Source organism: Elusimicrobiota bacterium (assembly GCA_041660185.1).
Lineage (GTDB): Bacteria > Elusimicrobiota > Elusimicrobia > 2-01-FULL-59-12 > 2-01-FULL-59-12 > JBAZWU01.
Window position 1 is genome coordinate 111907 of record JBAZWU010000005.1, and the last position, 21484, is coordinate 133390.

Here is a 21484-nt window from a genome sequence, read left to right on the forward strand (position 1 = left end):
CCCTTCGACTTCGCTCAGGGCTATAGTGAGTGGAGCCCTTCGGCAGGCTTAGGGTGCTGAGCGAAAGTCGAAGCACGTAGCGGAATCGAACTATGACACGTAACGGCTTTCTGGGCAGCGTTTTGTTTTTGTCGGGCTTTGCTTTCTATCTCTACGGCGCCGCCCCGAGCGTCTCGGTGGGGGACTCCGGAGAGTTCATTACCGCGGCGCATACGCTGGGCATTCCTCACCCGCCGGGATTTCCAACCTATACCGTTCTGGCCAGGAGTGTTTCTTCGCTGATCCCTTTCGGCAATCCCGCGTTTCGAACGAATTTATTTTCCGCTCTGTGCGGCGCGATCGCGGTCCTGCTGCTTTTTGCGATTGCGCGTGAAGCCGGGTTTGGCCTTCTGGCGTCTGGCACGGGCGCTCTCTTTTACTTATTCAGCCGTGCCCCTCTGGCCAACAGCCAGGTCAGCGAAGTTTTTGCGCTGCATGCTGTTTTTCTGGCCTCGCTATTCCTCACCGCCTTCCGGCGGCAATGGGCGCTGGCCCTTTTCCTGCTGGCGCTTGGATTTGGAAATCATCAAACGATTGTTTTTGCACTGCCTGGTTTTCTCTGGATCGTTTGGCTGGAGGGGAAAACCCCAACATCCTGGAAGGTGCTTCTTCCGACGTTGGGGATGGCGGCTCTTTTGGGAGGATCGGTCTACGCTTTTCTATACGGACGGGCCGCCTGCCACCCGTTCCTGAATATCGGTCAGGCGGAGTCGCTGGACAAATGGTGGCGCCTGGTGACCCGCGCGGATTATGGAACCCTGACACTGGCGCTGGGAACGGCCCCGGCGCGCACACTTGCCAATACCGTTCTTCATCTTCAGCGCTTCGGCGCCGGCTGGTTTCAGCAGGTCCGTTGGGTGGGAGCAGCCGCGGGTCTGCTTGGCATCTGGAGCTGGTGGCAACAGGACAAACAGCGCACGATGCTTGTGCTGACCTCTTTTCTTTTTCTGGGTCCCTTCTTTTTCTGGTTTGGGAACTTGCCTTTTGATGCACAGTCCAGAGGTTTACTCGAACGTTTTCAAATCGCGCCTACGCTCTGTTGGTGTCTGTTGGCGGCCGCCGGTTTTCAGTATCTATCCAACCGCTCGCAATGGGTCGCGGGAGCGTTGATGCTGCTGAGTCTGGGATGGATGATTCCTCTGGCCTGCGCCACATCCAATCGTCAGGAACTGCGCGCCTACGCCTATGGCCGCAACACGCTTCACTCGCTGCCTCCTGCGGCGGTCTTTCTGATGGACGGCGGGGATGATACCTTCTATACCACCGCGTACTTGACGCAGGTTGAACATCGCCGGACGGATATCCAGTTTCATGACCGCGGCGGCGTTGTGTTCCCTGGCCTTTACGGACCGGATTTTCGGCGCTTAGGCCCTCAGAAAGAAGCGCGCCGGCAGGCGATTGAGCAGACGCTGGCACAAGGGATGCGGCCGCTGTGCTACGCCACCATGAACCCGGACATACTGCAAGGCCGGCATCTCGAAGCGCGGGGATTGCTTTACGGTCTTTCAGGCGCATCCGCTCTGTGGGATTTGTATAACCTGCGGCAGATCGCACCGTGGACAGCCCCGTCAACTCAATGGGTGGAGGATTACCGGACACGCGCGTTGGCTCCCTATTACGCCTATCAGCGCGGCAGTCTTGAAGGAACGCGGGGGCGCTACGCCGAAGGGGTAGCATATTTCGAGTCCGCTCAAGCCGCCGGGCCGGATGTTCTCTGGCTCACGCCGAATCTTCTGTATACGCTGCACGTCTGGGCCTACAACGCTTACAAGAAAACGGATTATAAACAGGCCCGACGGATTTACGATGTGATCCTGCGATGGAACCCTAAAGATAACGTGGCCCTCTCTAATCAGCGCGCCGTCACGGCAGAGGAGGCGAGAACTCATGCCGGCCGTTAAGCGGCACGCTTTCTGGCTTGGAGCCGGAGCTTTCGCGCTCTATCTCTATTCAGCCGGGCCGGCGCTGGTTCCTTTCCGCGACGCCGGGGAGATGACGACCACCACCGCTACGTTGGGCATTCTGCATCCGACGGGTTATCCGGCGTACACCCTCCTGGGCCATCTGGCGACGCGTTTACCTCTTGGAAATCCCGGATATCGCTTGAATGTGCTTTCCGCTGTGACCATGGCCGCCACCTGGTCGCTCGTGAGCGTTCTTTTCGCTGCCTTCACAGGGTCTTTGCCGGCGACGGTTGCCAGCGTACTTCTGGGACTGCTGTCTTATCACTTCTGGGCGCACGCGCTGATCGCGGAGATGTATGCCCTGAATCTTCTATTCTTGAGCGCGGTTCTGGTTTCGCTCTGTTACAGGCAATGGCTTCTGGCGGCTTTTCTGGCCGGCGCCGGCCTGTCCAACCGGGCGGACTTGCTCCTGACTTTTCCTGCGATGCTGATGCTCGGGTGGAGCCGATTCAAAGATAATCCAGACGCTCTTCAACCATCCCCGTTGATTCTGCTGGCTGGGTTCCTCGGCGGGTTAATGCTTTACCTCTATCTGCCTCTGCGCGCGAGTCAACATCCGCTCCTCAACTGGAATGATCCTTCCACCCTTGAAAACCTGATGAGGACCCTTCTGCGGAGGGGTTATGCCGGGACGCTCGACCTGCTTTCAACGTCTTATCCGATGGGGGAGAACTTTTTACCCGAGCTACGGCTTTATACGGTCCACCTGTGGCGGGATTTTGCCTATGCCGGGTTGCCTCTGGCGCTTTATGGCTCTTTCAGGGCCTGGCGCAGGGACCGTTGGATCTGCGGAGCGCTGCTGACAGGATTTATCGTCACCGGGCCGCTATTTATTTTTCTGGGCAATTTGCCAATCAATCCGCACGCGGTGGCGATCATGGAGTCGGGTTATCTGATGCCGGACATTTTCTTTTTAGGATTTGTGGCGTTTGGTTTAGGGGGATTGGTACCCTCACCCCAGCCCTCCCGCCACGACGCGGGACTCGGGGCGCTACAGGAAATTGCGGAAGCCCCGTGGTCCCCCTCCGCAGGGGGAGGGAGTACCAGATTCATCCCCCTCTCCCTATTGAGGGAGAGGGTAGGGGTGAGGGTACTTGCGGAAGCCCCGCGTTGGCTATTAATTCTTATTTTAATCCCATTATTGGTTTGGCAGGGGTGGACCACTCTAAAGGATGTTAATAAACGCGATAACTATCTGGCAGTTGATTTTGCCCGGAACGTTTACCGGACGCTGCCGCCCGAAGCGATCGTGGTCGCGCGTTCGGATGTCCCGGCTTTTTCGCTCCTGTACGGACATTGGATTTATCCCAATGGCGCCGGCCGCTGGCCTCTGGCGCAGGGATTGATGGGCAGCCCCTGGTACCTTCGCATGATGAGGGATCAGGGCTCAGGGATAACGGTTCATCCGCTGAAGACGGCCTCGGATTGGGATCAGTTGTCCCGTCTCAACGCGGACCGCCTCGTCGCGGCGACGCTGGATATCGACTGGCCGGCTGGCGCTGTTCCGCCTTTTCAATCCAAAGGAGCCATTGTATTCATCCCGAATCGCTCCGCCCCGGAGCGCTGGCAAACATTCCCGTCCGAAGCGTTTTTTGACCTGTACGCTTATCGCGGTCCTTACCGGACAACCGCTTACCGTGATTTCTTTTCCCAGGAACTCGTCGAAGCCTATGCCAAAGCCTGGATGCGTTCCGGCCAGGAAGCGCTCCGCGCCGGGCGATGGACGGACGCGCAAACGGCTTATCAGAACGCCTTTCGCTACAAACCCGATCTGCCGTATGCCTCTTTCGAGCTGGCCTATGCGTATTTCATGCAGAATCGCTATCCGGAAGCTGACCAGGCCTATCAAACCGCTGACCGCCAGTTTCAACAGCTCATGGAACAAGCCGCGGCCTGGAAATCGCTGCCGCCTTTGCCGGCGCAAATCCGCCGCGACCGCGCGCAGGCGCTGGCTCAGAGAGGTGTCGCTCAGGAACGGCTTGGGAATCTGTCGCAAGCCGAAAATCTGTATCAACAGGCCCTTTCGTTTGATCCGGATAGCGCGGATGGGCGGTATAATCTGGCGGTGCTGCTCTGGAAGAAAGGCGCGTGGCCCCAGGTGGTGGAACATTTTCAAGCCATGGCCCGGTCGCATCCGGAGGACGCGCGCTGGAAACGGTATTTGCCGATGGCGATGTCCCATTTAAAATGAGCACTTACAACGATATCGATATCACCTGCGAGCAGTGCGGTGAAGAGTTTCAGGGAACGGTATGGACCGCGGTCCACGCGGGACAAGACCCTGAACTGAAAGAGCTGCTGCTCGGGGGCGAGCTGAACCTCATCATGTGCCCGGAGTGTTCCTATGTGACGTATCAGGATCATTTTGTGCTGTATCAGGACCCTCAAGCCGAGCTCGTGGCGTATATTTATCCGCTCAGCCAGAAGGAACAGGCCGAGGAACTGCGCGTGATGATGATCGAAGGATTCCGCCATGCGCAACTGGTTTATGCGGAGAAAAACCGGATTCCGTATGATCCGATCCTTCTGTTTGGACTGGAGTCATTGATTGAAATGATGGACCATGAAGAAGAGCTCGCGGAACAAAGCCAGATCGCGGAGTATATCTGCAAGGAGAACGCTATCCCGTTCGTCAAGCTGCGGCCTTCTCAGGCCCGGCAGAAGGATCTTGTCCGGGTCATCCCCAGCGGGGATTCGCCCGCTTCCACAAACCGCGAAAGCGTTCTGGCCGGCATAAACCGGCTGCTGAAAATCAATCCGGCCCTTGATGTTTATGGCCGCTTGCGCGAGCGGATTCAGGCTGATCCAAAATGGCCGATCGAATAAATTCCCATGGATGGCGATCTCGGGCGCACAGCGGTGCGCCCCTACAAATCCCCATACATCAAATGTTCCATATCCACGGAAATCGAATCCATTGATCCATCGGAACTGTAGGGGCGCACCGCTGTGCGCCCGCCATTTCGTATTTTTCTGTCTGGTTGGGTTTCTGTCAACAATCGTCCACGCCGCCTGCCAGTGTCCACCGCTAAACCCCCAGGAGCAACAGGAACAAGCCGCTTACGCCTTCAGTGGAAAAGTGTCGGACATCCGCATCGACAAGAAAACCGGGGTTAAAACGATCGTTTTCGATGTGCTGGATTCCTACAAGGGATCCCCTGACTCTGAAATGTCCATGACGGATGCTCAGGCGGGAACAGACTGCGGGATCGATTTCAAGGAGGGGGATTCGTACATCGTTTACGCGCACTGGGAGTGGGGAGCGGTCGTTACGTCCCGTTGTTACGGAACCAAACCCCTTGAATCCGCAGCGTCTGATGCCGGGGCATTGGGGCCCAGTGATTCCGCAAAAGAAAAGTTTTATAGCCAGTTGCAGAAACTCTGCATGGGCCGTCTGGACACGCTGTGTTGCCTGGCTTCCATCAAAGCCATGCACCAGGGGTATTATCTGCCGGAACCCGATGAGGGATGCCCGACCGGGACCGTTCCGGACCGTCTCAAATGTAATGGAAGTATACGGTGGTGTGTTCCTGCCAACTAACTATTCGCCGAGCGCTTTGAGAATAACTCGTTTCCGCCGCTGCCCGTCGAATTCCGCGTAGAACACCTGTTCCCACGGCCCCAGATCCAGTTGGCCTTTGGTGATCGGCAGAAGCACCTGATGGCCGACGAGCATGCGTTTGAGGTGGGCGTCGCCGTTGTCTTCTCCGGTGCGGTGGTGGCGGTAATCCGCCACCGGGGCCAGGTGTTCCAGCCATTCGAGGATGTCTTCTTTTAAACCGCTTTCCTCATCATTCACGAAGACTCCCGCGGTGATGTGCATCGCGGAAGCGAGGATAAACCCTTCCTGAATGCCGCTTTTATCCACCACCGAAGCGATCTCACCGGTGATATTCACCAGTTGCTTCCGCTTCGGTGTGTTCATCCAGAGATAATGGGTAAAGGATTTCATTCTTTTTCCGTCATCCCCCGCGGCCACTGGCGGGGGATCTAAACATCAATGATGGATCCCCGCCTACGACCTGCGGGGATGACGACTGTAGAAAATTGCATCACGGAGAACACAGACGTTAGGTGTTTTTGAAACTGATCTTGACGTCTTCGCGATCGCCTTCCGCGACCTGAAACATCTCGCGGGCGGTTAACCCGATCGAACGCGCAATGAACACGTCCGGCAAGGTCGCGATACGGATGTTGTAGGTATTGACCGAGTCGTTGTAGAACTCGCGGCGGTCCGCGATCTGGGATTCCAGAGCGGAGACGCGTTCCTGAAGCTGTTGGAAAGAGGTTTGCGCCTTCAAATTCGGGTAGTTTTCCGCCAACGCGAACAACTGCCGCATCGCGCCCTGCAGAATTCCTTCCGCCTGCCCGATCGCCGCCGGTCCCTGGGCGGTCATGACGCTCTGCCGGGCTTTGATCACCGCTTCGAGGGTCCCTGCCTCATGCGCCATATAGCCTTTGCAGACCTCGATCAATTTTGGCAATTCGTCATGCCGCTGCTTCAGAAGCACATCAATATTCGCCCAGGCTTTATTGATGTTGTTGGTGACTAAAATAAGACCGTTATAAATGGAAACCGAGTAGATCACCGTCACCAGAAGAATCAGCCCGATTACTACCGCCAGAACGAGACCCATGATGTACTGCCTCCCTTCAATTTGAAGTAAAAACCGGCCCCGAAACCGCCGCCCAGAAGGGCGAGGGGAATCCAGGGATCCCAGTGCTGCTGCAGCGCCAACCAAATGCCAAGACCCGAGAGGGCAATTCCGGCCGCGATTCCCAACGGAGCCTGCCAGGCCCATGCCCGTCCCAGCTCATCCGGCCCCTTGGTAGAGATAATAAAAGGTTTTTCCGTTGGTTGACGAATTAAAAGCAGTTCCACGTTGGGATTCTGGGACTGACGTTGCATTTCTTCGCGCAAGAAATCCTCTTCGAGCTTGTTCCGGAAAGCATCCCACTCGTCCGCGTCAACCTGCCCGTCATGGTTCGTGTCCGCCTGGGACATCTGCCGTGGATTAAACTTTACCGCCTGCAGACGTTCCCGAAAACGAGCCTGCCGGTCTTCGATATGCTGCTGGCCGGTGTTGATCAGCTCGCCCAGGACAAACAAAGGGGCTTTTTCAGGAATGCTGAGTTCCCGCAGGCGCAATCGCCGGGTCCCGCCGAACCAGGTCATATCATTCAGTCCCCAGCTGTTCAAGACGGGGCCGATCATGGACCGCGTGGAAGCGTTTAGCTCATACGTGATATTCAACACATGGTATTCCGCGCCCAGCGGATCAATCAGCACCCGGCCTGTGGCGTCTTCAATAAAGAAGAAATCTTGAGACTGCACATCCTTTACGGTAGCCCAGTGGGAATTTTTACCATTGGAACGGAGCTCCTCGACAATGCAGCGCCACCAGCAGCACGCCTGTTTCGTGACCGGAGACTGCATCGGGGTGCGTTGACGGGCCATGCCCATCAGTTCCACAAGCCCCATCGCGGCCGAGCGGATCTTAGAGGTGGGGGTGTTTTCCAGCAAACGTTTTTGATTCAGTTTGCCAAGCCCCCACAGAAGCGCCACCGGTCCGCCGATCAGGCAGACCCCGATCAGCTTCCACGTCTCACCGCTAGAAGAATGATGCACGTACATAACGGCATTGTTTTATCAGGACCACTGACTGAAAACAAGGGGGAAACACGCCAACTATCGGAGGAGCTACGCGGCTTTTCGTAATGGAGATGTTTCTTTGCCGATGAGCGCCAGCCGCCAGCCGAATACGTTGGCCAGCTGGACGAGGTTCTCGAGCCGGGGATTCCCGCGTTTGGACAGCATCCGCCACAAATGCTCGCGGTTAAGGCCTGATTTTTTCGCTAAGCGGCCAATGCCCCCATGGGCTTCAGCCACATTACGCAGGGCTAACAGAAATACGCCACGGTCACCATCTTTCAGACAGGCGTTCAAGTACTTCAAAGCAAAAACAGGATTTCTTAAATCTTTGTACAAATCTTCTTCATAACTTGCCGGGCTCATTTCACAGACCTCCTCTGATAGTCCTGCCAGTAGTTTTTCGCCGCTTGAATGTCTCTATCCTGACGGTTCTTGTCGCCTCCGCAGAGCAATATCACCCATGCTTTTTCTTTGAGTCCTACATAGATACGGTAGCCTGGTCCGACAAAGACTCTCAGCTCATAAACCCCTTCACCAACCGGTTTGCAATCACCAAACAAGCCGCGCTGGAGTCTCGTCAGCCTGGATTGGACCGCTATCTGCGCATCGAGATTTCTCAGCGATAAATACCATTCCTGGAATGGGGCATATCCAATTTCTGTTTCATAATAAATCAGCTTCCGTGGTCCTATCTCCACACCAGCCTCCCTTATCGTAGCGTATGAACTACGGTTATTCAAGAGCCAATCCCGCCGTACGGAGGCTCCTGCATCTTAGAGGCAAGTCCTGCTGATTTATTCACGGCTCGATTACTCGCTCGATCGCTTGCTTGTCTGCTGTTCCTGGCTCCCTGCTCGCTTGCATAATGGCTAAGACAGCGGAGCAAGACAGAACGACGGTTACGACTCTTATGCCGGACCGTTGTTCCGGCTGATCCGTTGTTCTGGCCAGCTCTGTTGTTCTGGCAGGTCCGCTGTTTCTGACTGGGTAAGGCCAGGGGTAAGGCCAGGGGACGGGTAAGGCCAGGGGACGTAGTTGAAACTTTGCAGACTGTTTGACCAGTGGGACAGAAGAGTCGGAGGAGCCAGGCCCAACGGAGCAAATTAAGCGGTTTGCTGGAACTGGGGATTGTTTTGGATGTACTTCCGCAATTTGTCCAACTCGACTTCGTTGCGTATGACCGGCAAAAGGTGCATGACCCAACGGAGAAACGTGGTTGATCTATGGGACAGAGCAACTTCAGCTTAACATCAGACGATGGGTTGTTTGGTTCGGGCGAGATGGAAGGCCAGGCGGGCAGCATCGGAGCGGTCGGTGAAGGGGATGTTGGCTTGACGGAGAGCGTCCATCAGCATAGCGTGAAGGTCGGCGCGCAGGAGGGATAGATCCTCGGTCAGAGACGGCGATTCCGTACGGGCGCGTTCTTCCAGCTCCACGCAGTCAGAATAAGCTTTAGCGATCGCTCCCAGGTTCAATGGTTCCCTCTTGTAATATAGGCGGCCAGCTGTGTGACATGCTCCCGATCCCGGTAGGGAATACCTTCCCGTTTCAGAATCCCCAGCAGTTTGTTATGCCAGATCACTCGTTGCTCTTCCAGTTCAACCAACCGCGCAGGGTCTGATGTGCGTTCCATTTGCTCGATGATCTCCAGGTAACGCTTAGCGACATTATACAGCTTGCCTTTTGCCATAACAGCCTCCTTTATTGGTTTAGAGGAGTTATGAGAAGAAATATTCACACTGTACTAGGTACAAATCAGAAATCTATTGAGTTGGGTCCGGGGTTTGACTCCGCGGGGCGGTGTTGCTTATCCGGTTGAATTTCAAAGCCGCATTTTGTCACATATCACGACAGCATCGTGTATGGAAAGGCCTCTTATAAAAGGTCTGACATAAAGAAGAACAAACCGAAGGGAGGGTGACTCAATGGACTCACAGGGTGGAGCAGGATCTGTTGGTGAATCAGCCGGTTTTTGCGATCGGTCCAATGGACTGGTCGGCTTCGGTGTAGCCCTGATTGCGATGGGCATTCTCGAGTTGCTGATGGAGGGAATGACAGCGATCCTTCCGATAATCATGGGGGTGGGTTCGGCCCGTCTGATGATGGGAATGGCGATGTTCTCTGTTCCGCTCGTGGTGGCCAAAATATGGCTCGGAATCGGTTCCGTGAATGCGGAACGGTGGGCGCGGGCGTTGATTCTGGTCCTGGCGTGGATCAGCCTGTATGATTCTTCTCGAATGGTGGTGTTCTGGCTGACTCGTCCCGATGAATTTGTCAAAGTCACGTGGATGGCGGGCACCCTCAGTGTTGCAACCTGCCTTATCTCTGGGCTATACGCCTGGTATTACCGTTCGCAGGATGTTCAGCGCACGTGTGAAAAAAGACATCCCGCGTTGGCCTGGACGGACCGGGTCCCCTTACCCGTCCTGGGCGCCAGTGTTTATCTCGCCTGTCAGATTGTTGCGCCTATTGGCCTAAGGGAAGGTCATGGAGCCTGGGCCGCTGGGGCGCTGGTCATGGCCGGACAAGCGGCCTGTGCCTGGGGTCTTTATCGGTTGTATCGCTGGGCCTGGTGGGGAACCTTGGGGGTTCAACTGGTGTTCTGGTCATCGCGTTACTGGCTCCGGTTGCTGACCGGTGCGGAATTCCGATTTAATCGAGTAAATCTGGTTATTCTCGTGGTGTGGTCAGCGATTGCGATCGCTTACTTGATTTTCATTCGCCGCTATTTCCGAGAAGAGGCAGTAACGATGACAATCACCAAGCAGGTTTGAAAAGGGGTCTGACTCTTTCAGGCATGCGAGGGGTGCCACCCTGCGCAGGAGCGCGACGTGAGGCCTGCGCATTTATGGCGGGCGGGCAGCCCCGCCCGCCCCTACGTTTCCGATTGCAAGGCGGGCCGGGGGTTGGCATGCGAACGACTTGCGGGCTCAGTGAGGCGGAGCGGCTCGCTATCGAGGTCCCGACCGTAGTTTTGGAGGGCCGAGAAGACGATCCGCCGAGCGCCCGGAGATCGCACCGGAGTGAGCAGCCAACCACCGGTACGCCAGCCCCTCCTCACGGGGTGTGACCCAGCGGACGAATAAGCGGTATTGACAGCGGCCTCCGAGGGAGATACAACCTCATAAGAAACAAAGTGTTATCACCCTCCACCATCGGCTCTCTTCTGATCGCTCTGGCGTGCGTGATGGACGCCGCGACGCTGGCGGTTAATCCTTTCGCCGCCTATAAATCCGACGCGTTCGGCCTGCTCTGGGTGACGATGCTCTATGGCCTGGTAGCGATCGCCGGGTGGGGTCTCAGGCGCCGCGCCTCCGGTACCCGGACGATGCTGGCTCTGCCCGGGGCTATTTTTCTGGCCAGCCTGGTGCAGCCGTTGTACGAACGGTTCTACCTCTCCCAACCGTATTCACTGAAAGAAGCCTTTAAGCCTTTACCCGTCGTTGTCACGATCGGCGGGGAGGCTTTGTTAATCATCCTCATCGCCTTGTCTTTTTTCTCGCTCCCTCTGTCGGAGGAACGAAACCCCTCCCGAGGGCCCGGATTTTCCGGGGAGGATATCCGGAAGATTGATCATGCTTTTATGGCTTTCAGCTCGGCGAGCGTCTTCATTCTCCTCCTGATCGCATGGAACTGGGCCCATCCGGCCGAGAACGTCAGCCTATGGCCAAAGAGAGTCGCGGATCTTTTTCTTTATGGGGCGGCACTGTCGGCGGCGGGCGGCATCGCCTTTACGCTGCTCGTTCTTTCAAAGTGGTCGCTGGTTGCGGTGTCAACAGCCGGCTTAATGCTGGCGGGGGTTTACGGGTCGATCGTCCGCGGTCTGGCGGAGCCTGCGGATATCGGTTTTATGATCATCGGGATCGCGGTTTTCTTTGTCGCCGGGACATTTTATAACGCCGCCCGCTGGTTCCTGCGCAAACGGCCGTCTGAAGGAAACGAGTCTCTGTCTTCGCGTGAAAAGGCTGCCGTGGTGTTCATCACCCTTTTGGGATGGGCCCTCCTGTTCTGGTGGTTTCGCCCATCTCCGCCAGCCCCGCCTCCGGTGCGCGGGCTCATCGTTATTGACCTGGCGACCTATCATCCCGGGACCCGGATTACACCGGTGTTCACCCAGAAAGCCTTCCGGATCACGTTCTGGAATCGTCCCTCTCAACAGCCGCGCGTGGCGCTGGTGCCTGCGGTCCCCGTGCCTCCGGTCCGCGTGCCGGTCCGCGCTCCTGCACCGCCGGTGATGAAATCGCTGCCTTCCTCCTCTTCGCTGAACGGCGTTCCGATGACTAACATCATGAGGACATACACTTACATCTTTCGCGGCCGTCTCACCTGCGGGGATCAGCCCTGCACGGACGCGCAGGGCCGCGTCGCCTTGGAAAGCATCCACAACCCGGATCTGCAAGAGTTAATTCACCCGACAGGGGATGGCACCTATGAGGTTCGGGTAGAACTTACGGAACTCCCTAATGAATCCGTCCGTTGGACGCTCAATTTTGCCGGCACGGGCATCCAAACCAAGGAGCTGCAAGGCCAGGCGATCCTCATGGACGATCCGACGGTGACGATCGAATACCCGGCCGTTAATTAGAGTGGGATAATTTCTTGTAGTGGATGCGATGGGGCTGAAGGGCTTTGGCTCCGAGGCGTTCTTTAAGTTTTTCTTCGTACTCCCGGTAATTGCCTTCCGAAAAAGTGACCTGGCTCTCGCCTTCGAAGGCGAGGATATGGGTGGCGATACGGTCCAGGAACCAGCGGTCGTGGCTGATGACCAGCACGCAGCCCGCGAATTCGAGGATAGCGTCTTCCAGGGCGCGCAGGGTGTTGACGTCGAGGTCATTGCTGGGTTCGTCGAGCAGAAGCACGTTGGCGCCGGATTTGAGCATCTTGGCCAGATGCACGCGGTTGCGCTCGCCGCCGGAGAGCGTCCCGACTTTCTTCTGCTGGTCCGCTCCGGAGAAATTGAAGCGGGCGCAGTAGGCGCGCGAATTGATCTCTTTTTTGCCGAGCGGTATCAGATCCAGGCCGCCGGAAATCTCCTGCCAGGCGGTCTTGTTGTCGTCAAGCGACTGGCGGCTCTGGTCCACGTACCCCAACTTCACGCTCTCACCCACCCGCATCGTTCCCTGATCCGGTTTCTCCGTCGCGATGATCATTTTAAAAAGCGTTGTTTTGCCGGCTCCGTTGGGTCCGATAATGCCAACGATCGCACCCGCCGGAATCTGAAAGGATAGATTTTCCACCAACAGATTGTCGCCGTAAGCCTTGGCAATACCGTCCGCTGCAATAACTAAATCACCCAGGCGCGGTCCAGGAGGAATATAAATTTCCAGTTCCTCCATGCGCTTGACCGGGTCCTGAGCCAGCAGTTCCTGATACTGCCCGATGCGCGCTTTGCTTTTGGCCTGGCGTCCATGGGGGGACATGCGCACCCACTCCAGCTCGCGCTCGAGTGTTTTCTGCCGCTGGCTTTCAGCTTTTTCTTCGCGCCGCAGGCGCTCCTGCTTTTGCTCCAGCCAAGACGAGTAGTTGCCTTTCCAGGGCACACCCTCGCCGTAATCGAGCTCCAGAATCCACTCGGCGATATTGTCCAGAAAATAGCGGTCATGCGTAATGGCCACCACCGTTCCCTTGTACTCTTTCAAATGATTTTCCAGCCACTCCACGGATTCGGCATCCAGATGATTGGTGGGTTCGTCCAGAAGCAGCAGATCCGGCGCCTGCAGCAGCAACCGGCACAGCGCCACACGGCGCTTTTCGCCACCGGACAGATGCGTCACCGGTGACTCGCCGGGCGGCAGGCGCAGCGCGTCCATGGCGATCTCCAGCTGATGGTCCAGCTCCCATCCATTACAGGCTTCGATCTTTTCCTGAAGCTCCGCCTGCCGGTTCAGCGCTTTTTCCATTGCGTCCGGACCCATGTTTTCCGAAAAACCCGCGCTGACTTTTTCATACTCCGCCACAAGGTCGGTCACGTGCTTGAGGCCTTGCGCCACGTTTTCTTTCACCGTCAGCCGGTCGTCCAGGCGAGGCTCTTGAGGAAGATAGCCGACGCTGCTGCCTTTGCCGGGAAACGCCTCGCCGTCAAACTCGGTTTCCAGTCCCGCCATGATCTTGAGAAGCGTACTCTTGCCGGCGCCGTTAAGACCAATGACCCCGATCTTGGCGCCGTAATAAAATGAAAGAGTGATATCCTTCAGGACCTGCTTCTGGCCATACTTCTTGCTCAGGCCCTTCATGGTGAAAACAAAATCTTTAGACATATGACTATTATACTTAAGTGGTCATTTTCGACGGAGGGGGGGATTGATCAGAAAAGCCGGAGATATCCGCGGGTGGTGATGCACCAGGCCGCGATGACGACCAGAACGGTGAGGATCGACTTGAGGATCGAGCTTCCCTGCTGACGCCGCAGCAAAAGCCCCAGAATCAGCACGGCCGTCATTTCAAACACATCGAGCGGCCGGAACCAGTAAACCGACGATCGCAGTTGTGCGGCATCCATCAGGCGCAAAGGAGTCAGAGCAGGAATCCAATTGCTCAAGAGACTCTCCAGGGCCCGCAAAACAATCGGCACGGACGTCCAGCCGAGAATCCCGACCATCGTTCGAACCTCATACCCCGTGCGCAAGACAAATGCCATCACCACTAACAAGGCCAACAACAACGTCCATCCAATTGCAGTGGACATAACCGCTTGCGCGATGGAGGAGATCGGATCAGACGTCACAGCAACCGCTGCCGCGGAAAGCGCCAGATGCGCCACAAACATCACGTAGGTAAACGTGCAACTGTACGATGCGGCCATCGACCGTCCCATCAGGGTCGTGGCTTTCGGCGAAGCCGCGGCCCGTGCCGGCATGGACGTTCTCCAAGGTTCAACAGGGGATGGCACCACCGGCTGCGGCCTCTCCGGCGAAATCCATTCTCTCTTTTGTGAATCAAAATACGACGTGACATCATCCTGTTTCATTTCAGCGGTTCCGTATTCGGGCAAATTCGATGATATCTCATTCACCGAATCCAGAAAATTGGTTACAGGAACTTCAGCCTCTAAGGAGGATGCGGCCGGGGTCACCCCTGGAAGAGGAGGCTCCGCCTTCTTCTCTTCCGGAACCTCTGGAACCGGCGGAGGAGTCGCGGACAGAGGAACCGGAGGGGCCGCTGGTTTGATATGGATATCAATTTCTTTTTCCGTACTCGCAAATTCCTTCTTCTCTTCTTTGGCCGCCGTTTCAACCGGTTCGGTGTCTCTTTCAGTTTCTTTTGGGGCCTCGACCGGAACCGCGGCTTCCGCCGGGGCCGGAGCCTGGACCGGCGCCGGGGTCTGGGTTTGAGGCTTGGATTTGATCAATTGATGAACCCGTTCACCGACCTCGATCACATTAAAGGGTTTCAGGATATAATCGTCGGCTCCCATATTTTTTCCCATGGCCTGTTGATTGGGGGACCGGGCCGCGCCGGTCATGAGAATAATAGGAATGGCCTTGGTCTGCGGATGATCCTTAAACCGCCCCACCATCTGGAAACCCGTCGCATCGGGGAGCATCACATCCAGAAAAATAAGATCCGGAAGGGTTTTGAGCGCCATATCAAAACCGTCTTTGGCCATGGAAGCGGTCTCCACGGTGTATCCCTCGTTTGTGAGATGCTCCTTCAGGAGCCCGCTCACCATCAAATCGTCATCAATAACTAAGACGCATGCCATGCATTTATTCCGAATGAGATTTTAACCGTTTTTTCTTCGTTCGTGAAGCTGGAATATTCTGGAGACGGAATCCCTGAAGCTGCTTCTCCTGGCGCAGCTCTGTGCGTTCCTCTTCCGCGGCGTCTACTTTTTTTAAACGAGCATTGGCGGATTCCGTACTGGCCATGACCGAAGCCGTTGACGCGGCCGGGGAAACGGTTTCCACGGTCTGGGGGGACGACGGCGTGCCCGGAGCAGAGACTTCCATTCCCGGATTTCTGGCTAAAACGGTCGACGGAGCCCCGTACTGATGAGACGCGAAGCCCCAGGTCGAAGCAATCGTGAGCGCCACCACGACCGCCTTGGATACCGAGCTTCCGGGCTGACGATACAACAAAAACCCGATCACGAGGGCGGACAGCATCTCAAATACATCCAGCGGCCGGAGCCATAAAATGACTCCAGGGGATTGATAAGGATCAATGAAACGCAAGGAGTTGAGTGCCGGGCGAGCGCTCAGAAGAAGTCCAATCCCCTTGAGCACGAGGGGAATCGCCGCCAAAGCCAGAATCTTCATCGCTTGATCAACCGGAAGGGAAATGCCTAATACCGTTGAAAAAAGCACCAGCAGACCCAGCAGAAGACCGCATCCGATGATGACCGAAGAAATCATGCCTCCGACACCCTGTGCCGACGACGAAGCAAATGCAAAACCCGTCAAGACCATGACCAGTGGAACAGTCAACAGGCTGATGTTCTTGACTCGGGTGAAATAACGTTCCATGCTGAAATAACGCATCATTGTTTTCAATAAAGCTGTATTCTTATACCTCCCCAATTTATTAATCTCAAGGGGTAATTCTGTATACTGATCTTCTTCAATGGCCCCCTTAAAACCATCTCCGCTGATCTGGCTCGATCTGGAAATGACCGGATTGGAACCGGATCGCCACATGATTCTGGAAATCGGCTGTGTCGTGACCGATTCTCAATTGATCGTGATGGCCGAGGGCCCTTGTTTTGCGATTCATCATCCGGAGAGCATTCTCACCACGATGGATCCCTGGTGTATCGAACAGCACGGCAAATCCGGGCTGACCGAACGATGCCGCCGATCAACCATGACGGTGGCGGAGGCTGAAACAAAAACCCTGGCGTTCTTGCGCCAGCACTGCGACGAGAAGGGCTCTCCCTTGTGCGGTAATTCCATCGGTCAGGACCGCCGCTTCCTTTATAGATATATGCCGACTCTCAATAACTTCTTCCATTACCGCAACGTGGACGTCAGCAGCATTAAAGAGCTTGTCCGCCGCTGGTATCCCGACACGCAAGCCCCTGACAAAGCGAAAACACATCATGTCCTGGATGATATTCGCGAATCCATCGAGGAATTGCGGTTCTACAGAAAAACCATATTCAAGTAATATTTTTGCTAAAATTCGTGCGTATCCCATGGTATTAAGCATGCCTCGTTTGTCCGGTGTCCGCCGTTCTCTTCCCAAGGAGCTTCGAAAGTTCCTGGCCCCTCTCATTGAAAAAGCCCAATCCACGCAGACCCCCCTGTATCTGGTGGGGGGATGTGTTCGAGACCTTTTTCTGGGCAAGATGTGCCTGGATGTGGATGTCGTGGCCGAAGGCCTGGCCGCTCCGCTGGCCAAAGCAGCGGCCCGGCTCTATAAAACCAAACTGATCACGCACGAACCCTTTTTGACCCATACGCTCCTCTTCTCGGATGGCCGCCACCTGGATATCGCCACCGCCCGCTCGGAAACCTATCCGGAACCCGCGGCCCTGCCGATCGTCGAGCCGGCCAGTCTGCAGGATGATCTGTACCGGCGTGATTTTTCGATTAATGCGATCGCCCTTTCGCTGAATGCAGAGGATTTCGGGCAGGTATGGGACCCCTTCGGCGGCGTAGAGGATTTACGCAACGAGAAAATCCGGGCCTTTCATTCCGAAAGCTTCAAGGACGATCCCACCCGCCTCTTCCGGGCCGCCCGCTTTGCCGGCCGCTTCGGGTATGACCTCGAGTGGCGCACCCGGGAGTGGCTGATGGAGTGCATCAACGAACAGCTGCCGAGCCGGCTGTCCGGCGCCCGCGTGCGCGAGGAGCTGATCCCGCTTCTGATGGAAAAAGACCCCTGCCCGGCCTTCCGGCTGCTGGCGCAATGGGGAGCGCTCTCCTTTTTAATCCCCAACTTGAAATGGGAAAAATCCCATGAAACCTTTTTCAGCCAATGGTTGCGCCGGAATGGAAAAGGGGATTCGCTGATGATGCGGCTGCTGATTCTGCTCCATGCCATCCCTTATCCAAAAGCCGTCGGATGCTTGAATCATTTGATGTTCCCTCAGAAAATGGTTGAACAGATTGAACAGGCGCTGGCGATCCTGGCGCGTTTGCGCGAAGGGGCTCTGGTTCCTGCGGAAATGCCCGACCGGAAAACCCTCTCGCCTGAGGTGGAAGCTTTTATCGGGAAAGCGGTCACCGTCCGCCAGATCACCCCCAGAAAGACGCCGGCGGAACAGTGGCAGCGCTATCAGGACAGCGTCCCGTGCCTGTGCGGGAAGGAGATCCGGAACCTCGGGTACAAGCCGGGACCGATGTTTACGAAGATTTTTGATGCGCTCCGTCAGGCGCGCTGGGAAGGTAAATTGCGCACGCGTGAAGAAGAAATCCGGTTTATCACCGAGACATTTCCGTTGAACGCATAACCCATGACCGCGCGACCACGCATCTTATCGGGCATGCGCCCATCAGGGAAACTGCACCTGGGGAACTACTTCGGGGCTTTGGCGCACTGGGTCCAATTGCAAAACGACTACCAGTGTTATTACATGGTGGCCGATTGGCATGCGCTCACTTCGGAATACAACGACACCAGCGCCATTGAAGACAATATCTGGGAGATGGTCGTGGACTGGCTCAGCTGCGGGCTCGACCCCGCCCGGTCCGTCATTTTCCGGCAGTCCTGGGTGAAGGAGCATGCCGAACTGCATCTGATGCTGTCGATGATCACACCGCTGTCGTGGCTGGAGCGCGTACCGACGTATAAGGAGCAGCAACAGGAGATGAAGAACCGGGACTTGTCCACGTACGGGTTTCTCGGCTATCCGCTGCTGCAATCGGCTGACATCCTGCTGTACAAGGCCAATGCCGTTCCGGTGGGAGAAGACCAGTTACCTCACATTGAATTTACACGGGAAATCAGCCGCCGGTTTAATCACCTCTACGGACGGGACGTTTTTCCGGAGCCTCGAGCGCTCTTGTCCCCATCGCCCAAAGTGCCCGGCACCGACGGGCGTAAGATGTCCAAATCGTACAACAACGCGGTGCTGCTGTCGGATACCCGGGAAGAGATCAACGCGAAAGTGAAAGTGATGTACACCGATCCGGTCAAGATCCGGATCAACGACAAAGGCCATCCGGAAGGCTGCGTGGTCTTTAGCACGCACAAACTCTACACACCGGAATGGGCGGACGTTGAATCGCGCTGCAAAGCGGGAACCCTCGGATGCGTGGCGTGCAAAAACCGCCTGGCCGAAACCTTGAACGCAGGGCTCGAGCCCATTCGGATGCGGCGGGCACAGTGGCTGGGCCGGATGGACGATGTGAAGCAGATCGTGCGCGAGGGCTCCCAAAAAGCAGCGGCCACCGCCGCGGAGACCTGGAAGGACGTACTCGACGTTCTTAAAATGAAACCGGCGCCCGGGGGAAAACCATGAGCGATCTCGTTGACACCCAAACCGATGCCTCCAATACGTCGGGGCTGGACGTCCGCCTGGAGAATTTCGAGGGACCACTGGATCTCCTGCTGTACCTGATCCGCAAAGACGACCTCTCTATTTCCGATATTCCGATCGCCCAGATCACGCAGGAATATCTGGCCTATCTGGACCTGATGAAGGATTTGAATCTTGAAAACGCGGGCGAGTTCCTCGTGATGGCCAGCACGCTGCTCCAGATCAAGGCGCAGATGCTTCTGCCCAGCCCCGAATCCGCAGAGGACGAAGGGCCGGATCCGCGGAGCGAACTGATCAACAAACTGCTGGAGTATCAGCAATATAAGGAAGCCGCCAGCATCCTCAGCGGTTATAATGAAAAAGCCAAGGACACTTTCTACCGGACAGCGCCGCCGCCGCTGGGAGAAGATGATTTTGTCCTGAAGGCATCGGTCTTTGATCTCCTGAATGCCTTTAAGCGGGTTCTGGAACAAGCGCCGCGGGAAGTGGGGCAGATCCTCCGGGAGGAAATCCCGCTCGAAGTCAAAATCCGGGAGATCCTGGACCTGCTGACCGAGCAGACGTCGGTAGCCTTCGAAGAACTCTTCTCGAAAGCGCACCGGCGGATTGATTTGATCGTTACGTTTCTGGCTCTTTTGGAACTCATCCGGCTGAAACAGGTCACTGCCCGTCAAGCCGATATTTTTGGACCGATCCGACTTTACCGCGCTGACGCGGCTCCGGAGGAATCCGGAGTCCCCTCGGCGTCTTCGGAGGCCTAACCATGGAACGACCGGATATTCAAAAAGTCATCGAAGCGCTGCTGTTCATCACCGAACAGCCGATTCCCTTGAAGTCCCTTGAAGCGGTTTTTGAAAACCAGACCCCGCGCGAAGAGCTCCTGAGCATCCTGCAATCCATTACCAGCGACTACGCGCAGCGCGACAGCGCCCTGGAAGTGCGGGAGATCGCCGGGGGATGGCAGATGGCCACGCGCCCGGAATTCGCGCCCTGGATCCGGAAACTGTTCAAGGACCGCTTGACCTACCGGCTGAGCAACTCGGCGCTGGAAACGCTTTCGATCGTCGCGTATAAACAACCCATCACCCGCAGCGAGATTGAAGAAATCCGCGGCGTGGAAGTGACCGCCGTCCTCGACACACTGACCGAACGCAAGCTGGTCCGAATCGCCGGACGGCGGGAATCCATCGGGCGCCCGCTGCTCTACGGCACCACCCCTGATTTTCTCAAAGCCTTCGGGCTCAAACGTCTGGAGGATCTCCCGTCGATTGAGTCCCTCGTCCCGCCGGTCTCGGAGCCTTCTGCGGAAGCGCCCGTGCCCGAGGGGGACGCTCCACAAGACCCGCCGGAGACGGCCGAACCCATTCCGGCTAGTGTCGATATCACAAATTAAAGGAGCCTCGTTGTCATGACCGAACTCAGACGTGATCCAGTCGTTGGCCGTTGGGTGATTATTTCCACAGAGCGCGGGAAACGCCCCTCTGATTTCGGGAAAGAAGTGGAAACCGGCGTCGGCAAGTTCTGCCCGTTCTGCCCCGGCAATGAGGACAAAACCCCGCTGGAGATCCTGGCCTATCATGATCCGGCCCGCGCCAAAAACGCTCCGGGATGGTGGGTTCGCGTCGTGCCAAACAAATTTCCAGCGCTCCAGATTGAAGGCGGCCTCAACCGCCAGGGCGAAGGGATGTACGACAAGATGAACGGCGTGGGCGCCCATGAGGTCGTCATCGAAACCGCCGACCACAGCATCGACTTCCCGGATCTGGCTGATAAACGCGCGGAAGATGTGGTCTGGGCGTGGCGCGACCGCATCATGGATCTGAAAAAGGATCACCGTTTCGAATATATCTTGATCTTTAAAAACAAGGGAGCCGCGGCCGGTGCGTCGTTGAGCCATCCGCATTCGCAGCTGATCGCCACGCCGGTGGTTCCCAAGAACGTCCGGGAAATTGTGAACGGTTCCAAAAACTACTTCGAGTACAAGGAACGCTGCGTGTTCTGCGACATGATCAAACAGGAAACCTCGACCGGCACCCGCGTGGTCGCTGAAAATGACGACTTTGTGGCGTTTGTTCCGTTTGCCGCGCGTTTTCCATTCGAGGTCTGGATCCTGCCGAAGGTCCATGACTCGGATTTCGAGGACGTTCAAAAACACGAAGTGGTCCTTTTGACCCGGCTGCTGCAGGGCGTTCTCAAGCGCATGATCAGCGTTCTCGACAACCCGCCTTATAACTTCATCATCGTCAATTCGCCGCTGCGGGAATCCAAGCTCCCGCATTTCCACTGGCACCTCGAGATCATGCCGAAACTGACGAAGGTCGCGGGCTTCGAGTGGGGCTCCGGCTTCTACATCAACCCGACCCCACCGGAAGAAGCGGCCAAATTCCTGCGAGAGGCGGATTAAGC

At 56.4% G+C, this 21484-nt stretch carries 22 protein-coding genes; 12 read left to right on the forward strand and 10 right to left on the reverse strand.

Annotated features, from left to right (window positions below; translation table 11 throughout):
- Window positions 1-92: 92 nt before the first annotated feature.
- The 4 genes from WC859_05720 (at window position 93) to WC859_05735 (ending at window position 5544) form a co-directional block, all read left to right on the forward strand.
- The gene (locus WC859_05720; GenBank protein ID MFA5975649.1) at window positions 93-1940 is read left to right on the forward strand and encodes a DUF2723 domain-containing protein; all 1848 of its coding nucleotides are present in this window, start codon (window positions 93-95) and stop codon (window positions 1938-1940) included.
- Window positions 1927-4194 (forward strand): tetratricopeptide repeat protein, encoded by a 2268-nt coding sequence (locus WC859_05725; GenBank protein MFA5975650.1) that lies wholly within the window; start codon window positions 1927-1929, stop codon window positions 4192-4194. Before WC859_05720 ends, WC859_05725 begins: the two co-directional genes overlap by 14 nt.
- The gene (locus WC859_05730; GenBank protein MFA5975651.1) at window positions 4191-4829 is read left to right on the forward strand and encodes a CpXC domain-containing protein; all 639 of its coding nucleotides are present in this window, start codon (window positions 4191-4193) and stop codon (window positions 4827-4829) included. Before WC859_05725 ends, WC859_05730 begins: the two co-directional genes overlap by 4 nt.
- Before the next feature lie 253 nt (window positions 4830-5082).
- A complete protein-coding gene (locus WC859_05735) occupies window positions 5083-5544 on the forward strand; it encodes a hypothetical protein (GenBank protein MFA5975652.1) in 462 nt (153 codons plus the stop codon).
- Here the strand turns inward: WC859_05735 and WC859_05740 are convergent, their stop codons facing one another.
- The 7 genes from WC859_05740 to WC859_05770 form a co-directional block, all read right to left on the reverse strand.
- Window positions 5545-5955, reverse strand: coding sequence for a secondary thiamine-phosphate synthase enzyme YjbQ (locus WC859_05740; protein ID MFA5975653.1), 411 nt, complete (start codon window positions 5953-5955; stop codon window positions 5545-5547).
- A 118-nt stretch (window positions 5956-6073) separates the two neighbouring features.
- A complete protein-coding gene (locus tag WC859_05745; GenBank protein ID MFA5975654.1) occupies window positions 6074-6640 on the reverse strand; it encodes a LemA family protein in 567 nt (188 codons plus the stop codon).
- Window positions 6619-7638 carry a GIDE domain-containing protein gene (locus WC859_05750; GenBank protein MFA5975655.1) on the reverse strand — a complete coding sequence of 340 codons (1020 nt, stop codon included), beginning with the start codon at window positions 7636-7638 and terminating at the stop codon, window positions 6619-6621. The genes WC859_05745 and WC859_05750 overlap by 22 nt, the downstream gene beginning before the upstream one ends.
- 66 nt (window positions 7639-7704) lie before the next feature.
- Window positions 7705-8019, reverse strand: coding sequence for a transcriptional regulator (locus WC859_05755; GenBank protein MFA5975656.1), 315 nt, complete (start codon window positions 8017-8019; stop codon window positions 7705-7707).
- Complete coding sequence (locus tag WC859_05760; GenBank protein MFA5975657.1) at window positions 8016-8354, reverse strand: type II toxin-antitoxin system RelE/ParE family toxin; 339 nt, start codon at window positions 8352-8354, stop codon at window positions 8016-8018. The genes WC859_05755 and WC859_05760 overlap by 4 nt, the downstream gene beginning before the upstream one ends.
- Before the next feature lie 552 nt (window positions 8355-8906).
- Window positions 8907-9131, reverse strand: coding sequence for a hypothetical protein (locus WC859_05765; protein MFA5975658.1), 225 nt, complete (start codon window positions 9129-9131; stop codon window positions 8907-8909).
- The gene (locus tag WC859_05770) at window positions 9128-9346 is read right to left on the reverse strand and encodes a hypothetical protein (GenBank protein ID MFA5975659.1); all 219 of its coding nucleotides are present in this window, start codon (window positions 9344-9346) and stop codon (window positions 9128-9130) included. The genes WC859_05765 and WC859_05770 overlap by 4 nt, the downstream gene beginning before the upstream one ends.
- A 235-nt stretch (window positions 9347-9581) precedes the next feature.
- Here WC859_05770 and WC859_05775 point away from each other — a divergent pair, with 235 nt between their 5' ends.
- Entirely contained in the window at window positions 9582-10430 is an 849-nt protein-coding gene (locus WC859_05775; protein MFA5975660.1) for a hypothetical protein, read from the forward strand.
- A gap of 362 nt (window positions 10431-10792) precedes the next feature.
- Window positions 10793-12241, forward strand: coding sequence for a hypothetical protein (locus WC859_05780; protein ID MFA5975661.1), 1449 nt, complete (start codon window positions 10793-10795; stop codon window positions 12239-12241).
- On the opposite strand, the gene ettA is transcribed toward WC859_05780, so the two are convergent.
- Genes ettA through WC859_05795 form a run of 3 tightly spaced genes read right to left on the reverse strand, consistent with a single transcriptional unit; the run spans window position 12234 to window position 16121 of the window.
- Complete coding sequence (gene ettA / locus WC859_05785; protein MFA5975662.1) at window positions 12234-13913, reverse strand: energy-dependent translational throttle protein EttA; 1680 nt, start codon at window positions 13911-13913, stop codon at window positions 12234-12236. The genes WC859_05780 and ettA overlap by 8 nt on opposite strands.
- 47 nt (window positions 13914-13960) lie before the next feature.
- On the reverse strand, window positions 13961-15358 hold the full coding sequence (locus WC859_05790; protein ID MFA5975663.1) for a response regulator: 1398 nt from the start codon (window positions 15356-15358) through the stop codon (window positions 13961-13963).
- A gap of 4 nt (window positions 15359-15362) precedes the next feature.
- Window positions 15363-16121 (reverse strand): hypothetical protein, encoded by a 759-nt coding sequence (locus tag WC859_05795; GenBank protein MFA5975664.1) that lies wholly within the window; start codon window positions 16119-16121, stop codon window positions 15363-15365.
- Window positions 16122-16218: 97 nt separating this feature from the next.
- On the opposite strand from WC859_05795, the gene orn reads away from it, so the two are divergent.
- From orn to galT, 6 genes are read left to right on the forward strand one after another with little or no spacing between them, the layout of a single operon-like run.
- On the forward strand, window positions 16219-16761 hold the full coding sequence (gene orn, locus WC859_05800; GenBank protein ID MFA5975665.1) for an oligoribonuclease: 543 nt from the start codon (window positions 16219-16221) through the stop codon (window positions 16759-16761).
- 40 nt (window positions 16762-16801) lie between these two features.
- On the forward strand, window positions 16802-18049 hold the full coding sequence (locus WC859_05805) for a hypothetical protein (protein MFA5975666.1): 1248 nt from the start codon (window positions 16802-16804) through the stop codon (window positions 18047-18049).
- 3 nt (window positions 18050-18052) lie between these two features.
- Complete coding sequence (trpS, locus tag WC859_05810; GenBank protein ID MFA5975667.1) at window positions 18053-19060, forward strand: tryptophan--tRNA ligase; 1008 nt, start codon at window positions 18053-18055, stop codon at window positions 19058-19060.
- The gene (locus WC859_05815; GenBank protein MFA5975668.1) at window positions 19057-19839 is read left to right on the forward strand and encodes a segregation/condensation protein A; all 783 of its coding nucleotides are present in this window, start codon (window positions 19057-19059) and stop codon (window positions 19837-19839) included. Before trpS ends, WC859_05815 begins: the two co-directional genes overlap by 4 nt.
- Window positions 19840-19841: 2 nt before the next feature.
- Window positions 19842-20471 (forward strand): SMC-Scp complex subunit ScpB, encoded by a 630-nt coding sequence (gene scpB / locus WC859_05820; GenBank protein ID MFA5975669.1) that lies wholly within the window; start codon window positions 19842-19844, stop codon window positions 20469-20471.
- A gap of 15 nt (window positions 20472-20486) precedes the next feature.
- The gene (galT, locus tag WC859_05825) at window positions 20487-21482 is read left to right on the forward strand and encodes a galactose-1-phosphate uridylyltransferase (protein MFA5975670.1); all 996 of its coding nucleotides are present in this window, start codon (window positions 20487-20489) and stop codon (window positions 21480-21482) included.
- The last annotated feature ends 2 nt before the right edge of the window (window positions 21483-21484 follow it).

What these genes read in the sequence shown, in the direction of transcription:
- WC859_05720 (MFA5975649.1), top strand. Translation starts at nt 93, where the DNA reads ATGACACGTAACGGCTTTCTGGGCAGCGTTTTGTTTTTGTCGGGCTTT.
- WC859_05725 (MFA5975650.1), top strand. Translation starts at nt 1,927, where the DNA reads ATGCCGGCCGTTAAGCGGCACGCTTTCTGGCTTGGAGCCGGAGCTTTC.
- WC859_05730 (MFA5975651.1), top strand. Translation starts at nt 4,191, where the DNA reads ATGAGCACTTACAACGATATCGATATCACCTGCGAGCAGTGCGGTGAA.
- WC859_05740 (MFA5975653.1), bottom strand. Translation starts at nt 5,955, where the DNA reads ATGAAATCCTTTACCCATTATCTCTGGATGAACACACCGAAGCGGAAG.
- WC859_05745 (MFA5975654.1), bottom strand. Translation starts at nt 6,640, where the DNA reads ATGGGTCTCGTTCTGGCGGTAGTAATCGGGCTGATTCTTCTGGTGACG.
- WC859_05750 (MFA5975655.1), bottom strand. Translation starts at nt 7,638, where the DNA reads ATGTACGTGCATCATTCTTCTAGCGGTGAGACGTGGAAGCTGATCGGG.
- WC859_05755 (MFA5975656.1), bottom strand. Translation starts at nt 8,019, where the DNA reads ATGAGCCCGGCAAGTTATGAAGAAGATTTGTACAAAGATTTAAGAAAT.
- WC859_05770 (MFA5975659.1), bottom strand. Translation starts at nt 9,346, where the DNA reads ATGGCAAAAGGCAAGCTGTATAATGTCGCTAAGCGTTACCTGGAGATC.
- WC859_05775 (MFA5975660.1), top strand. Translation starts at nt 9,582, where the DNA reads ATGGACTCACAGGGTGGAGCAGGATCTGTTGGTGAATCAGCCGGTTTT.
- ettA (MFA5975662.1), bottom strand. Translation starts at nt 13,913, where the DNA reads ATGTCTAAAGATTTTGTTTTCACCATGAAGGGCCTGAGCAAGAAGTAT.
- WC859_05790 (MFA5975663.1), bottom strand. Translation starts at nt 15,358, where the DNA reads ATGGCATGCGTCTTAGTTATTGATGACGATTTGATGGTGAGCGGGCTC.
- WC859_05795 (MFA5975664.1), bottom strand. Translation starts at nt 16,121, where the DNA reads ATGGAACGTTATTTCACCCGAGTCAAGAACATCAGCCTGTTGACTGTT.
- orn (MFA5975665.1), top strand. Translation starts at nt 16,219, where the DNA reads ATGGCCCCCTTAAAACCATCTCCGCTGATCTGGCTCGATCTGGAAATG.
- WC859_05805 (MFA5975666.1), top strand. Translation starts at nt 16,802, where the DNA reads ATGCCTCGTTTGTCCGGTGTCCGCCGTTCTCTTCCCAAGGAGCTTCGA.
- trpS (MFA5975667.1), top strand. Translation starts at nt 18,053, where the DNA reads ATGACCGCGCGACCACGCATCTTATCGGGCATGCGCCCATCAGGGAAA.
- WC859_05815 (MFA5975668.1), top strand. Translation starts at nt 19,057, where the DNA reads ATGAGCGATCTCGTTGACACCCAAACCGATGCCTCCAATACGTCGGGG.
- scpB (MFA5975669.1), top strand. Translation starts at nt 19,842, where the DNA reads ATGGAACGACCGGATATTCAAAAAGTCATCGAAGCGCTGCTGTTCATC.
- galT (MFA5975670.1), top strand. Translation starts at nt 20,487, where the DNA reads ATGACCGAACTCAGACGTGATCCAGTCGTTGGCCGTTGGGTGATTATT.